The sequence below is a fragment of the Brevundimonas sp. FV1ye29L genome, assembly GCF_058681095.1.
On record NZ_CM178730.1, the window covers coordinates 2,647,867 to 2,662,778 of the forward strand.

Below are 14,912 nucleotides of genomic sequence, written 5' to 3' on the forward strand. Positions count from 1 at the left end.
GGACGGCGCGTCGGGGAGGACGGGACGCGCCGTCGTTCAGGAAGAGATCAGAACTTGTAGCTCACCCCGACCGCATAGGTGCGGCCATAGCGCTGGAAGTCGATCGTCCGGCGCTCGTCGCCATTTTCGAACGTCTTGAACGGCTCGTCGGTCAGGTTGTTGACCTGGGCGACCACCGACAGACCCTCGATCGGGCCGGAGCGGAACTCATAGCCGATCTGGGCGTCGACCACGGTTTCCGCCGCGACGGAACGCAGGGTGCGGCCGTTGCCGAAGCCGGCGACCTCGCCGAGATAGTCAGAGCGATAGCGGCCCGAGACGCGGGCCTGGAAGCCGGCGCGCTCAAAATAGAGGCTGCCGTTGACGACGGTCTCGGACAGGCCCGGCATGGCGGTCGGGGCCTGGGCGGGATCGGGCTGGACCTCGCTCTCGGTCTGGGAGGCGCTGAACTGCATGCCGAAGCCCTCCAGCGCCGGGTGGAAGATCTCGAACGGCGTCGACACCGAGAACTCCAGGCCGCGGATCCAGCCGCCGTCGCCATTGTCGGCGGCGTTCAGGAGGCCCTGACGCAGCACCGGCTCCGGGTTGGTCACAGAGACCACGCCGATCGGATAGCCGGTGAAGTCGAACAGCTGGTTGCGGCTGTAAACATAGCTTTCGAGATGTTTGTAGAAGCCGGCCAGGGAGACGTAGCCGCGACGATTGGCGAAATATTTCTCGATCGAGATGTCGGCCACGTCGGCGACGAAGGGCTTCAGCTCGGGGTTGCCGCCGCCGCCGCCCCAGGGCGAACGGTTGATGTCGGTCGAGGCCGCGAATGACGGATTGTAGTTGTAGTTCCGCGAGGCGCGCATGTCGTCCATGCGCGGGCGGGCCAGGGTCCGGGCCACGGCGAAGCGGGTGAACAGGTCGTCTCCCACTTCCAGAATGAAGTTGGCGCTGGGCAGAAGCTCGACATAGTCCGTGCCGCCCGACACCGCGATGGTTTCCGCGACGCCCGGGCCGGTCTGGCGGGCCGAGAAGCCGTCGGAGCTCTGGTCAGTATAGACATACTGCATGCCGACGTTGCCGGTCAGCGGCAGGCCGAACAGGCTATGGTCGATGTCGGCCTTGATATAGGCGGTCGAGACCTTTTCGGTGACCTCCCAGTTGCCCGCAAGCACATCCGCGTTCGGGTTGCGGACCAGGCTCAGGGCGCCGCTGTTGACCACACCCAGGGCGTCATAGCTGATGACCTGCGAAATCCCGAGATAGCCGAGGTCCGTCGGCGCCAGGAGGTACTGCGACGGGATGGTCAGGTCTCCGCCGCCCGGGACGCCCAGATAGAACTGGTCGTTGACAAAGGTCTTCTGGCGCTCGGTGTAGTTGAAGCCATAGGTGATGGCGCTGAACGGGCTCTGGTGCAGCTCGCGCCGGGCGGTCAGGCGAACCGCCTGGATCTCGTCGGTGATCGACGGGGTGTTCATATAGCCGACCTGACCGCCCGGAATGACGTCGCCGCCCCAGCCCTGCGGGCTGGTGATGCGGATCAGGTTCGGGTCGGCATAGTTCAGCAGGCTGGTGAATTCGGTCACGCCGTCGTCGGTCAGGCGGAAGCCCAGGGTGTCGAGGGCGCCGGCGACGTTGCGGCCGGTGCCGGCGTTGGTCTCCAGGATGATGTCCTGACGCTCGACCTTGGAGTAGTTGAGGTCCAGACCGAAGGTCCAGTCGTCATTGGCCACGAACTCGGCGTTCCAGCCGATCGAGGTGATCTCGCTGTCGCGCTTGTTCAGGTCGTTGCGGACCACGCCCTTGATGTTGTCCCAGGTGCCGGCGACGATCAGGCCGTTCTCGACCGTATAGCCGGGACGCAGCGACGGGCCGGGGCGGCAGACCGCCAGCGAGCCCGGGCAGGCGCCGGATGAACCGCCCCAGGCCAGCGGGAATTCGATGCCGCGCAGGGTCTGGGTGTTCTCGAACTTCGAATAGAAGACGTCCAGAGCGGTGTGGAAGCGGTCGTTCGGCCGCCATTCCAGCACGCCCATATAGCCGTCGCGCTCCAGCTCCGACGACATGACATAGGGCTTCACGCCGCCGGTCAGCAGATTGCCGTCCGAATAGTTCGGATAGCCCCAGGCGTTGAACCGCTCGGACTGGTAGGGCGAGGACATATGGGCATAGCCCAGGGCCACGCCGATCGTGCCGTCCGCGAACTGGTCGATATAGGACAGGGTGTAGCGATCGCCCTGATCCGTCGTGCCCGAGTTAAGGGCGCCGATGTCGTTGATCTCGTGGCGGTAGTTGGCGACGAGGGCGCGACGGCCATAGGTCAGGGGGCGAATGGTGCGCAGGTCAACCGTGCCGGCCAGACCCTGACCGATCAGAGCCGCGTCCGGGGTCTTGTAGACCACCACGCTGGACAGCAGTTCCGACGGATACTGGTCGAACTCGACGCCGCGGTTGTCGCCGGTCGTAACCTGTTCGCGGCCGTTCAGCAGGGCGGTGGTGTAGTCCGGACCCAGACCGCGGATCGACAGTTGTTGCGAACGCCCGTCCAGACGCTGGGTGGCCAGGCCGGGCAGACGGCCCAGCGACTCGGCGATCGAGACGTCCGGCAACTTGCCGATGTCCTCGGCCGAGATGACCTCGACGATGGAGGTGTTGCGGGCCTTGGCGTTGATCGAGGCCTCGATCGACTGACGGATGCCGGTGACGACGATCTCATCGACCTGGGTCGCTTCGGGATCGGTCTGGGCGGCGGGCGCTGTCTGGGCGGCGGCGGTCCCGGCGGTCAGGACGACCCCCAGACCGATGGCGGCGCCGGACAGCAGGCGTGCACGCGTGGTGAAACGGTTGATCATTCTCATCCTCCCTGGAGCCGACCGCGTTTCTGACGTTGCGATCTCTGCTTGCGCAAAAATATGCAAATCCTGATCAATCTTGCAAGTCTGTAATGTAAAATCACCTCCCCGGCCCGCCACAGCGGGATTTGCCGCCCGCCAAAAGCCTCACATTGCGGCGCAACATGGCCGCGAACTCCCGATTCCGGTGGGCGATCTCCCCGGTTGACAGTTGCGACAGGGACTGCAAAATCTTGCAAACACGCCGGGGGAACGATGCAGTCCCCCGCAGGAAACGTCACAGGACATCCCATGGGTCACCCGTCTCGACAGACAGGACAACGACGCCTCAAGGGCGTCGCAGCGCGGTGCGCGGCCGCAGCCTGCGCCGCCCTGCTCGCGCTCGCCGCCGGGCCGGTTGCTGCAGGTCAGGCCGAACCCGACTTCCGCGCCCGCCTGCCCCAGGATGAGGTGATCTATTTCCTGCTGCCTGACCGGTTCGACAACGGCGACATGACGAACGACACCGGCGGTATTCCCGGCGGAAGGCTGGACCACGGCTTCGACCCGACCCACGAGGGCTTCTATCATGGCGGCGACCTGGCCGGGCTGATCCGCCGTCTCGACTATATCCAGGGCCTGGGCGCGACCGCCGTCTGGCTGGCGCCGGTGTTCAAGAACAAGCCGGTCCAGGGCGAGCCGGGACGCGAGTTCTCGGGCGCCCACGGCTACTGGATCACCGATTTCACTGCCGTGGATCCGCATTTCGGCGACGAGGCGACCTTCGCCGCCTTCGTCGAGGCGGCCCATGCGCGCGGCATGAAGGTCTATATGGACATCATCGCCAACCACACGGCCGATGTGATCCGCTATCGGGAGTGCCCGAAGAACGACTGCGCCTACCGCAGCCGGGCCGACTACCCCTATGCGCGACGCGGCGGCCCGGACGCGACGCCGATCAACGAGGGGTTTGACGGGACGAACTTTGATCGCCTGACCGACCCGGCCTATGCCTACAGCCCCTGGGTCCCGGCGGACGAGGCGACGGTCAAGGTCCCGGCCTGGCTGAACGATCCGATCTACTATCACAACCGCGGCGACACGACCTTTGCCGGCGAGAGTTCGCTGGACGGCGATTTCGCCGGGCTGGACGACCTGTTCACCGAGCACCCCCGCGTGGTTCAGGGGATGATCGACATCTATGGCGGCTGGATCGACCGCTATGGCGTCGACGGTTTCCGCATCGACACCGCCCGGCATGTGAACCCCGCCTTCTGGCAGGCCTTTGTCCCCGCCATGCTGGAGCGGGCCAGGGCGAAGGGGATCCCCAACTTCCACATCTTCGGCGAGGTCTATGACCACGACCCGGCCATGCTGGCCCGCTTCACCCGGGTCGATCGCTATCCGGCCGTGCTCGACTTCGCCTTCCAGACCACGGCGACCGACGTCGCCAACGGGGTGAAGGGGACCGACGCCCTGGCGAAGCTGTTCATGGCCGACGCCGTCTATGAGGGCGGCGAGGCCGGGGCGATGCAGCTGCCGACCTTCCTGGGCAACCACGACATGGGCCGGATCGGCGGCTTTATCGCCAGGGCCCATCCGGACGCGTCCGACGAGGAACTTCTGGCCCGCGCGACCCTGGCCCACGCCCTGATGATGTTCTCGCGCGGGGCGCCCACGATCTACTATGGCGACGAACAGGGCTTCGCCGGCATCGGCGGCTATGGCGCGGCCCGCGCCGACCTGTTCGGCGGTCAGGTGGCCGACTACGCCCGCCACCGCGTCATCGGCGGGCGTCGGGCGCCGTTCGATACGACCGCCCCCCTCTATGAGCGGATCGCCGGGATGGCGAAGCTGCGTGAGGCGATCCCCGCCCTGCGCCGGGGCCTGCAGACCGTGCGTTTCGCCGGCGACAAGCCGGGCCTGTTCGCGGTTTCCCGCAAGATCCAGGGCGAGGCCGGCGAGACCCTGATTCTCTACAACTCGTCCACCGCTCCGGTGACGGCCAATGTCGAGGTCGATGCGGCTTCCCTGGGATGGTCCGCCGCCCGCGGCGCCTGCCCGGCCGCCGCCTCGGCGCCCGGCTCCATCCGGGTTACCGTCCCGGCCCTCGACTATATGATCTGCACCTCGGAAGGCCCGCGTTGAACGTCCAGACCCTGACCTCTCCGATTGTCGAGACCCACGACGACGCCGCCATCGAATGGTGGCGCGGCGCGGTCCTGTACCAGGTCTATCCGCGCAGCTTCGCCGACTCCAACGACGACGGCGTCGGCGATCTGGCGGGCATCACGGCCCATCTGGACCATATCGCCTCGCTGGGCGTGGACGGGGTCTGGCTGTCGCCCTTCTTCACCTCGCCGATGAAGGACTTCGGCTACGACGTTTCGGACTATTGCGGCGTCGATCCGATCTTCGGGACCATGGCTGATTTCGACGCCCTGATCGCCCGCGCCCACGCCCTGGGTCTCAAGGTCATCCTCGACCAGGTCTATGCCCACACCTCCGACGAGCATGACTGGTTCCGCGAGAGCCGGTCCAGCCTGACCAATGCCCGGGCCGACTGGTACGTCTGGGCTGACGCCCGGGCCGACGGATCGCCGCCGTCCAACTGGCAGTCCGTGTTCGGCGGCCCGGCCTGGACCTGGGATGCCCGACGCCGCCAGTACTACATGCACAACTTCCTGAAGGAGCAGCCCCAGCTCAACGTCAGGAACCCGGCCGTCCAGGACGCCCTGCTGGACGCCATGAAGTTCTGGCTGGACCGGGGGGTCGACGGCTTCCGCCTCGACGCGCTGAATTTCTCGATGCACGACCCGAGGCTGACGGACAATCCGCCGTTGATCGGCAATGGCAAGCGCACCCGCCCCTTCGACTTCCAGGACAAGATCCACAACCAGTCCCAGCCCGAGATTCCGGCCTTCCTGACCCGGCTGCGCAAGCTGGCCGACCGGGTCGGCGCCGAGACCGGACGGGCGCGTTTCCTGGTGGCCGAGGTCGGGGGCGACCGGGCCAATGAGGAGATGAAGCTGTACACACACGGCCATGACCGGCTGCATTCGGCCTATGGCTTCCTGTATCTGTACGCCGACCGGCTGACGACCGAGCTGGTCGACGGCGGCCCCGCCATGTGGCCGGGCGTGGATGGCGAGGGCTGGCCCAGCTGGACCTTCTCCAACCACGACGCGCCGCGCGCCGTTTCGCGCTGGGCCGAGGGCCGTGACGAAAAGGCCATGGCGGCGATGTGCATGCTGCTGCTGATGTGCCTGCGCGGCAATGTCTTCATCTGGCAGGGCGAGGAGCTGGGCCTGCCCCAGGCGGACGTTCCCTATGACCGGCTGGTCGATCCCGAGGCCATCGCCAACTGGCCCGAGACCCTGGGTCGCGACGGCGCCCGCACCCCGATTCCGTGGCGGCGCGACGCGGTCCAGGCCGGTTTCTCCACCGTCGAGCCCTGGCTGCCCGTCGATCCCCGTCACTTCCCGATGGCTGTGGACGCCCAGGAGGCTGATCCGGGCTCCATGCTGCATCTCACCCGCCTTCTGGTGGCCCTGCGTCGCCGCTATGCGACCCTCCGCACCGGGACCATGGACATGCTGTCCGCGCCGGCCGGCCTGCTGGTCTTCCAGCGCGGCGACGGTGACGATTCGCTGCTGTGCGTCTTCAACCTCGGCCACGACCCGGTGGACTGGACCGCGCCCGAGGGCTGGTCGGTGGTGGAGGCGGTCAATGTGGCGGCCGACACGACGGGGGCCCTTCCCCCGCTGGCGGGGCTGCTGCTGGCGAAGAGCGGGTGAGACGCGCGTCGCCCCATTCACCTCTCCATCGCCGCCGGGCGATGGGGAGGACGGGCGCCGTCAGGCGCCAGGAGGGGGCGACTCCGCCGTCAAGGATCGGATCGCGCGCAGAGCCCCCGGCGCCGCGTCGCCCCCTCCTGACCGCCACGCGGTCTGTCCTCCCCATTCGCCTGCGCGAAGGGAGAGGTGAAATCTCACCCCCCGCAGGTCTCGCGTACGATCAGGTCGGTGGGCACGCGCTCGGACCGGGCGGCGCGGTCGCCGGGGCTGTCCAGCAGCTTGGACACCATCAGCCGGCCGGCCTTCATCGTATCCTGGGCGATGGTCGACAGGGCCGGACGCGAATAGCGGCTGAAGGGCACATTGTCGAAACCGATCACCGATACCTGGCCCGGCACCTCGATCCCCGCATGCAGCAGGGCGCGGACGGCGCCGAGGGCGATCAGGTCAGAGGCGGCGACGATGCCGTCAAAATCCAGTCCGCGCCGGATCATGGAATCGACCGAGGCCTCGGCGGACTCGACCTCGAAATGGGCGGGGACGATCAGCTCGGGATCGACGCCCAGCCCGGCCGCCTCCAGGGCCTCGGCATAGCCGCGCTGGCGCTGCATGGCCTCGGGCGGATCGAGGTCGCCCAGATAGACGATCCGCTTGCGGCCCAGCCGCGCCAGATGGGCCGCCGCACGGCGACCGCCGTGGATATTGTCGGACCCGACCGAACAATAGGCCTGGTCGGGCAGTTCGGCGCCCCAGACCACAAACCGGCCGTCGGTCTCGGCCATGCGGTTGAAGGCGGCGTGGAGGCTGGACTGGCCGAGGAAGATCACCCCGTCCGCCCGGCTGGTCGTCATGGCCGCCGACAGGTCGTCCAGATTGGTCGGCGACACATGGCTCATGATCAGGTCGCAGCCGCGCTCGCGCGCCGCCTCGCCCACGCCGGCCAGCAGTTCGAGGAAGAAGGGGTCGCTCAGCCGTCCCTCCCGCCCCTGCGGCCGGGGGGTGACGAGGGCGATCGTGCCCTGGGCGCCGATCGGTCCGGCGGGCATATACCGGCGGAACGGATAGTCGTGCTCGCGCGCCAGCTTCCAGATCGCCTGTTTGGTGCGGTCGTTGACGGCCGGACTGTCGTTCAGCGCCCGCGAGGCGGTCGAGATCGACACGCCCGCCATCCGGGCCAGGTCCTCCAGTCGCGTGGTCTTGCGGCTCACCGTATTTGCGCCCTCCCCGGCGATGCAAAATTTTCTGCAAAACTTTCATGCCGTGCTCCGGTGGAGCTTGGCAAGTCCCTGATGTCTGGAGTCACCCGATGATGCAGCGCCGATCCTTCCTCAGCCTGACCGCAGCCGCCGCGGGGGTCTCGGCCCTCTCCGCCCTGCCGGTCCGGGCCCAGACGACGCCGGCTGTCGCCCGCGCCTCGTCCCCGGGCGGCGTCCTGACGGTGGAAGCCAGCACCGACAACGACGGGCGACCGTTGTATTCGGTGACACGGCAGGGCCGGGCCGTGGTCGAGGCCTCACGGCTGGGCTTCCTCCTGACCGACGCCCCCGCGCTGGAGCGCGGCCTGCGCATCACCGGCGCCGAGCCGGTGACCTTCGACGAAACCTGGGAGCAACCCTGGGGCGAGCGCCGCTTCATCCGCAACCACTATACCGGGCTGCGGGTCAGCTATGCCGAGACCGGCGGCCTGATGCGCCGCATGGACGTGGTCTTCCGGCTGTATGACGACGGCCTTGGCTTCCGCTACGAATTCCCCGAGCAGCCGGGCCTGACCACCGTCCGCGTCGGCGCCGAGCTGACCGAGTTCAACCTCTCCGAAAACGGCGAGGCCCTGTGGTGCCCGGCCTGGGAATGGAACCGCGAGGAATACCTCTACAGCCGCACCCCGATCGACGCCGTCGGCAGCGCCCAGACGCCGATGACGGTCAAGGGCCGCTCGGGCCTGCATGTCTCGATCCATGAGGCGGCCTGTATCGACTATGCCGGCATGAACCTGCGCCGCTCGGAAGGCACGAAGTTCCGCGCCCAGCTGACCCCCGGCCTGACCAATGCGGCCGTGGTGCGTCAGGCGCCGTTCAACACCCCCTGGCGGACGCTGCAGGTGTCGGACACCGGCGCCGGCCTGATCGAGTCCAGCCTGATCCTGAACCTCAACGAACCCAACAGGCTGGGCGACGTCAGCTGGTTCAAGCCGATGAAATATGTCGGCGTCTGGTGGGAGATGCACCTGGAGCTGAAGAGCTGGAATTCCGGCCCCAAACACGGCGCCACCACCGAAAACGCCATCAAACACATCGACTTCGCCGCCGAGCACGGCTTCGGCGGGGTGCTGGTCGAGGGCTGGAACAAGGGCTGGGACGGCCAGTGGTTCGCCAATGGCGCGGATTTCAGCTTCACCGAATCCTATCCTGATTTCGACATCGAGGCGGTCTGCGCCCACGCCCGGTCGAAGGGCGTCCAGCTGATCGGTCACCACGAAACCGGCGGCAACGCCTTCGTCTACGAACAGCAGCTGGAGCCGGCCATGGCCCTGTACGAGCGGCTGGGCGTCCATTCGGTGAAGACCGGCTATGTCGCCGATGCCCAGGGCGCGCGCGTCGCCGGCCCCGACGGACGGATGGTCATGGCCTGGCACGAAAGCCAGGCCATGGCGCAGCACCATATGAAGGTCGTCGAGGTCGCCGCCCGGCACAGGGTCGCCGTCAACGCCCACGAGCCGTTCAAGGACACAGGCCTGCGCCGCACATACCCCAACATCATCAGCCGCGAGGGCCAGCGCGGCATGGAGTATTCGGCCTGGGGCCAGCCCGGCAATCCGCCCGAGCATGAGGCCAACCTGGTCTTCACCCGCCTGCTGGCCGGACCCATGGACTATACCCCCGGCATCTTCGGCATGGAGACGCGCAGCCCCGGCGGGGTCCAGACCACCTGGGCCAAGCAACTGGCCCTCTATGTCGTCATCTATTCCCCGATCCAGATGGCGGCCGACCTGCTGGTCAACTATGAGGCCAACCCGGGTCCGTTCCAGTTCATCAAGGACGTGCCGGTCGACTGGGAGGAGACCCGGGTGCTGGCCGCCGAGATGGGCGACCATGTCGTCATCGCCCGCAAGGCGCGCGGCGGCGGCGTCTGGGCCCTGGGCGCCATCACCGACGAGCATCCGCGCGTCCTGTCCGCACCCCTGGCCTTCCTCGACGCGGGGCGTCGCTACACCGCCGAGATCTATCGCGACGGTCCGGACGCCGACTATCGCGGCAAGCGGGAGTCCATCGTCATCGAGCAGCGCGAGGTCACCTCGGCCGACGTCCTGACCCTGGCCCTCGCCCCCGGCGGCGGCCAGGCGATCCGCTTCGTGCCGGTCGGGCGGCGGCGGTGATGATCTCCCCCCCTACTCCCCCGTCATCCTCGGGCTTGACCCGAGGACCGGATGATCAGCCGCTCATGCGAAGGGGCGACGCACAGCCCGACCGGCGCCCGGTCCTCGGGTCAAGCCCGAGGATGACGGATTGGGGGAGCGTCAAATGACCCTCCTCGCCCACCGCCCGCGCCTTTCGCCGCTGGCGATCTGGAACATGTGCGTCGGCTTCTTCGGCATCCAGATCGGCTTCGGCCTGCAGAACGCCAACACCAGCCGCATCTTCCAGACCCTGGGCGCCGAGGTCGACAGCCTCGCCATCCTCTGGATCGCCGCCCCCCTGACCGGACTGCTGGTTCAGCCGATCGTCGGCCATTTCAGCGACCGGACCTGGACGCCGCTGGGCCGTCGCCGGCCCTATTTCCTCGTCGGCGCCATCCTGACGACCCTGGCCCTGATCGCCATGCCCAACAGCCCGTCGCTGTGGTTCGCCGCCGCCATGTTGTGGATCATGGACGCCTCGATCAACATCACCATGGAGCCGTTCCGCGCCTTCGTCGGCGACAACCTGCCGGAGGAGCAGCGCACCACCGGCTATGCGATGCAGAGCTTCTTCATCGGCGCGGGCGCCGTCTTCGCCTCCTGCCTGCCCTGGGTGCTGTCGAACGTCTTCAACATCGCCTCGACGGCGGCGGACGGCGCCGTGCCCCTGTCGGTCAGGATCGCCTTCTATGTCGGCGCGGCCGGCCTGTTCACCGCCGTGCTGTGGACCGTGCTGACCACCCGGGAATACAGCCCCGAACAGATCGCCGCCTTCGAGCAGGCCCGCTCGTCCACGCCCGTCGACGACGCCCCGGAACCGCCCGCCCGGTCGGTGCGCGGCTGGCTGGGCTCGGGTCTGGTCTGCGCCGCCCTGGGCGTTGTGGGCCTGATCCTGATCGGCCTGTTCGATCTGGAGAAGGAGTTGCTGGTCCTCGCCGGCTTCTTCGTCGGCTTCGGCCTGCTGATGATCGCCGTCGGCATGATGCAGGGCCGGGGCGTCAGCAATGCCGCGACCGAGATCCTCAATGACGTCTTCCGCATGCCCGAGACCATGCGCGGTCTGGCGGTCGTGCAGTTCTTCAGCTGGTTCGCCCTGTTCGCCATGTGGATCTACACCACCGCCGCCGTCACCCGCGTCCACTACGGCGCGGCGGACACGACCTCGGCCGCCTATGCGGCCGGCGCCGACTGGGTCGGGGTGCTGTTCGGCGTCTATAACGGCGTGGCGGCCCTCGCCGCCTTCGCCCTGCCGGTGCTGGCGAAACGCATCGGCCGTCGCGCCACCCACGCCCTGATGCTGCTTCTGGGCGCCGCCGGCCTGTTCGGTATCTTCGCCATCCGGGAGCCGGGCCTGCTCTGGCTGCCCATGATCGGCGTCGGCTTCGCCTGGGCCTCGATCGTCTCCATGCCCTACGCCATCCTCGCGGGGGCGGTGCCGGACCGGAAGATGGGCGTCTATATGGGCGTCTTCAACATCTTCATCGTCGTGCCCCAGCTGCTGGCCGCGACCCTTCTGGGCCTGACGCTGAAGAGCTTTTTCGACGGCCAGGCCATCTGGGCCCTGGTTCTGGGCGCCGCCTCCTTCGTGCTGGCGGCCGTCTTCGCCCTCCGGGTCCGTGAGGCCCCTTCCGCATCCCCCGTCTCAGGAGCGTCCGTATGACCCGAGCCCTCACCCTGTCCTGCGCGGTCGCCGCGTTGATGGCTGCGTCGGCCTGCGCCACGATCGAAGCGGCGCCGACAGCCTCGGCCCCCGTCCTTCAGACCGCCGCCGTCGCCCCGGGCGCGCCGGGCGCCGCCCCCACCTGGGCCAGCGCCGCCAAGACCGGTGCGGGCGCGTCGTACGAGGCCTATGTCGACGGCCGATACGCCGACGGCGGTCCGACCGGGGCGGTGTCCAGGGTCTGGTTCTCGCTCGCCGACGGCGTCCTGACCGAGACCATGTACGGCCTGATCCACGAGGCCCAGATCAAGCAGTTGCGCTTTGCTGTGATGTCCGGAGACGGCCTCAACATCGAGGGAACGGACACGATCAGCCGGACTGAATACCTCCACACGGACGCCCGGGGTCGGCCCCTGTCGCCGGCCTATCGTGTGGTGACCGAGGATGTGGCCCACGAGTTCGAAATCGAAAAGCGCATCTTCACCGACCCGGACAGCAACGCTCTTGTGCTGCGCGTCAAGATCACCGCGGCGGCCCGGGGGCCTGTCACGCCCTACCTCATCCTCGAGCCGCACATGGCCAACACCGGCGGCGGCGACCGGGCAGAGGCGACGACAACCGGCCTGAAGGCCTCAGAGGGCGGCGTTCACCTGACCCTGCGTCCGGACCAGCCGTTCGAGACGGCCAGCGCCGGCTTCCTCGGCGCCTCGGACGGGCTGACCGACCTCAAGGCCAACGGCCGGCTGACACAGGCTTACGCCTCGACCGGAGACGCGCCGGGCGCCGTCGTCCTGACCGGCGGCCTGCCCACCATCGCGGCGGGCCAGAGCCTGACGCGCGACTTCGTCATCGGCTTCGGCGCATCGGCCGCCGAGGCCGCCGCCGCCGCCGACGCCAGTTTCGCCACCGGCCTCGACGAGGTGCTGGCCCGGTTCAACGGCGAGGGCGATCGGATGGGCTGGGAGGACTACATCGCCTCGCTGGACCAGTTGCCGCGTATGGCCGAACAGTCCACCGATGGCGGCAAACTGGCCTATGCCTCGGCCCTGATGCTGAAGGTGCAGGAGGACCGCACCCATGCCGGCGCCCTGATCGCCAGCCTGTCCAACCCGTGGGGCGATACGGTCGACGCGTCGAAACCCTCGACCGGTTACAAGGCCGTCTGGCCGCGCGACTTCTATCAGGTGGCCATGGCCCTGCTGGCGCTGGGCGATGAACAGACCCCCGCCGCCGCCTTCCGCTACCTGCCCCAGGTCCAGGTTCGCGCCGACACCCCGGGCAATACCGGCGCCACCGGCTGGTTCCTGCAGAAGACCCATGTCGACGGCGAGGTCGAATGGGTCGGGGTCCAGCTGGACCAGACCGCCATGCCCATCATGCTGGGCTGGAAACTGTGGAAGGCGGGCGTGGTCTCCGACGCCGAGATGGCCGCCGCATACACCCGCATGATCAAGCCGGCCGCCGACTTCCTCGTCAACGGCGGCAAGGTCGGCATCCTGTGGAACGATGCGACCATCACCCCCCCCTACAGCCAGCAGGAGCGGTGGGAGGAACAGGACGGCCATTCGCCCTCCACCACCGCCGCCGTCATCTCGGGTCTGGTCACCGCCGCCGACATCGCCCGGGCGTCGGGCGACCCGGCCTCCGCCGACCGCTACCTGGCCGCCGCCGACGACTATGCTTCAAAGATCGAGGCGCGGATGTTCACCACCGCCGGGTCGCTGGGCGACGGCCGCTATTTCATGCGCCTGTCCAAGACCGAGAACCCGAACAGCGGCGCCCGCATGGGCGACAACAATGGCCAGCCGGGCCAGGCCCAGGACAAGGTCGTGGACGGCGGCTTCCTGGAACTGGTCCGCTACGGCGTCCGTCCGGCCGATGCCCCGTCGATCCTGGCCACCTTGCCGGAGTATGACGATCAGACCCTGCCGGACCTGTTCCGCGTCCGCTACGACTTCGGACCGGAAGGCGACAAGACGCCCGGCTGGCGGCGCTACGGCGTCGACGGCTATGGCGAGGACCATGTCACCGGAGCCAACTACGGCGTCGGCGGGGTCATGGCGCCGGGTCAGCGCGGCCGGGTCTGGCCCTTCTTCACGGGCGAGCGCGGCCACTATGAAATCGCGGCCGGGACCGACATCCAGACCGTTCGCCGGACCTATGTCCGGGGCATGGAGCGGTTCGCCGCCGACGGTCTGATGTTGCCCGAACAGGTCTGGGACGAGGTCGGAAACCCGACGCCGCGCGGCTACGTCTCCGGCCAGCCGACGGACTCGGCCACCCCCCTGGCCTGGACCCACGCCGAGTATCTGAAGCTGCTGCGCTCGGTCGCCGACCGTCAGGTCTGGGATCGCTATGCGCCGGTGGCCGAACGCTATGGCCGCCCGCGCTGAGTTCGCTCACCCGGAGCGGCCAAAGCGCCACTTCATGACCAGCACCGCCAGCGCCATGACAAAGGCGCAGGCATTGGCGACGATGATCGGCCAGGCCCCGGTCAGGACGCCATAGCCGACCCAGAGGGCGAAGCAGGTCACGGTCAGGGAATAGGTCTTCAGACTGACCGATGAAGCATCCTTCGTCTTCCAGATCTTCAGCAGCTGGGGGGCGAAACTGGTGACCGAACACAGGGCGGCGGCGGTGCCGACGACATTGGCGGCGAGATCGCTCATTTCGCCGCCGGCTTGCGGGCGGAGGTCTTGCCGCCTTCCCTGGCGGGGGTGGCCGCCTTCGGTTGCGCCGCCGCGACGTCGTCGGCGCGGATGGCGGGCTCGCCCCGGATGGCCCGGGCCGGCTTGCCGCTGTGCACCTCGACGCCGCGCTTCTCGACCTCCTCGAGGATCTTGTCGAGTTCCCGTTCCGTCAGATGCTCGATGCCGATGAAACGGGCGTCGGCCTTCTTCACCGCATAGATCAGCTCGTCCAGCTTGGCCTGCATGGCCGCCCCGTCACGGTTCTGGGTGTTCTGGATCAGGAACACCATCAGGAAGGTGATGATGGTTGTGCCGGTGTTGATCACCAGCTGCCAGGTCTCGCTGAACCTGAAGACCGGCCCGGACACGGCCCAGATCAGGACGATGGCCAGACAGGCGATGAAGGTCCACGGCTTTCCCGCGATCTTGGCGGTCAGGGTGGCGAAACGGACGAACAGCTTTTCCATAGTGGCGGAATATCACAACTCGTCGTCGGTTCCGGAAATCCAGCGGATCAAGGGGGGGTGACGGCGCTTCCCCGGCCCATTAGCG

The 14,912-nt window shown here is 67.9% G+C and carries 9 protein-coding genes; 5 read left to right on the forward strand and 4 right to left on the reverse strand.

Translation table 11 applies throughout. The features are described 5' to 3' along the window. Positions 1 to 47: 47 nt before the first annotated feature. Positions 48 to 2,840 carry a TonB-dependent receptor gene (locus ACW17W_RS12995; protein ID WP_492077317.1) on the reverse strand — a complete coding sequence of 931 codons (2,793 nt, stop codon included), beginning with the start codon at positions 2,838 to 2,840 and terminating at the stop codon, positions 48 to 50. Between the two features lie 291 nt (positions 2,841 to 3,131). Here ACW17W_RS12995 and ACW17W_RS13000 point away from each other — a divergent pair, with 291 nt between their 5' ends. Beyond that, entirely contained in the window at positions 3,132 to 4,967 is a 1,836-nt protein-coding gene (locus tag ACW17W_RS13000; RefSeq protein ID WP_492077318.1) for an alpha-amylase family glycosyl hydrolase, read from the forward strand. Next, a complete protein-coding gene (locus ACW17W_RS13005) occupies positions 4,964 to 6,616 on the forward strand; it encodes an alpha-glucosidase (protein ID WP_492077319.1) in 1,653 nt (550 codons plus the stop codon). Before ACW17W_RS13000 ends, ACW17W_RS13005 begins: the two co-directional genes overlap by 4 nt. A gap of 194 nt (positions 6,617 to 6,810) precedes the next feature. Here the strand turns inward: ACW17W_RS13005 and ACW17W_RS13010 are convergent, their stop codons facing one another. Continuing rightward, positions 6,811 to 7,824 (reverse strand): LacI family DNA-binding transcriptional regulator, encoded by a 1,014-nt coding sequence (locus ACW17W_RS13010; protein WP_492077320.1) that lies wholly within the window; start codon positions 7,822 to 7,824, stop codon positions 6,811 to 6,813. A 101-nt stretch (positions 7,825 to 7,925) separates the two neighbouring features. Between ACW17W_RS13010 and ACW17W_RS13015 the strand changes: the two genes are divergently transcribed. The 3 genes from ACW17W_RS13015 (at position 7,926) to ACW17W_RS13025 (ending at position 14,063) form a co-directional block, all read left to right on the forward strand. Beyond that, positions 7,926 to 9,989, forward strand: a complete 2,064-nt coding sequence (locus ACW17W_RS13015; protein WP_492077321.1) for a glycoside hydrolase family 97 protein — start codon at positions 7,926 to 7,928, stop codon at positions 9,987 to 9,989. A 145-nt stretch (positions 9,990 to 10,134) separates the two neighbouring features. Continuing rightward, complete coding sequence (locus tag ACW17W_RS13020; protein WP_492077322.1) at positions 10,135 to 11,670, forward strand: MFS transporter; 1,536 nt, start codon at positions 10,135 to 10,137, stop codon at positions 11,668 to 11,670. Next, a complete protein-coding gene (locus ACW17W_RS13025; protein ID WP_492077323.1) occupies positions 11,667 to 14,063 on the forward strand; it encodes a glucan 1,4-alpha-glucosidase in 2,397 nt (798 codons plus the stop codon). The genes ACW17W_RS13020 and ACW17W_RS13025 overlap by 4 nt, the downstream gene beginning before the upstream one ends. Before the next feature lie 6 nt (positions 14,064 to 14,069). On the opposite strand, the gene ACW17W_RS13030 is transcribed toward ACW17W_RS13025, so the two are convergent. Together ACW17W_RS13030 and ACW17W_RS13035 are read right to left on the reverse strand one after the other, a co-directional pair. Beyond that, a complete protein-coding gene (locus ACW17W_RS13030) occupies positions 14,070 to 14,339 on the reverse strand; it encodes a SemiSWEET family sugar transporter (protein WP_492077324.1) in 270 nt (89 codons plus the stop codon). Next, positions 14,336 to 14,827, reverse strand: coding sequence for a low affinity iron permease family protein (locus ACW17W_RS13035; protein ID WP_492077325.1), 492 nt, complete (start codon positions 14,825 to 14,827; stop codon positions 14,336 to 14,338). Before ACW17W_RS13035 ends, ACW17W_RS13030 begins: the two co-directional genes overlap by 4 nt. Positions 14,828 to 14,912 lie beyond the last annotated feature (85 nt).

Coding starts and splice junctions, on each gene's coding strand:
- ACW17W_RS12995 (WP_492077317.1), bottom strand. CDS start 2,840: ATGATCAACCGTTTCACCACGCGTGCACGCCTGCTGTCCGGCGCCGCC.
- ACW17W_RS13000 (WP_492077318.1), top strand. CDS start 3,132: ATGGGTCACCCGTCTCGACAGACAGGACAACGACGCCTCAAGGGCGTC.
- ACW17W_RS13015 (WP_492077321.1), top strand. CDS start 7,926: ATGCAGCGCCGATCCTTCCTCAGCCTGACCGCAGCCGCCGCGGGGGTC.
- ACW17W_RS13020 (WP_492077322.1), top strand. CDS start 10,135: ATGACCCTCCTCGCCCACCGCCCGCGCCTTTCGCCGCTGGCGATCTGG.
- ACW17W_RS13025 (WP_492077323.1), top strand. CDS start 11,667: ATGACCCGAGCCCTCACCCTGTCCTGCGCGGTCGCCGCGTTGATGGCT.
- ACW17W_RS13030 (WP_492077324.1), bottom strand. CDS start 14,339: ATGAGCGATCTCGCCGCCAATGTCGTCGGCACCGCCGCCGCCCTGTGT.
- ACW17W_RS13035 (WP_492077325.1), bottom strand. CDS start 14,827: ATGGAAAAGCTGTTCGTCCGTTTCGCCACCCTGACCGCCAAGATCGCG.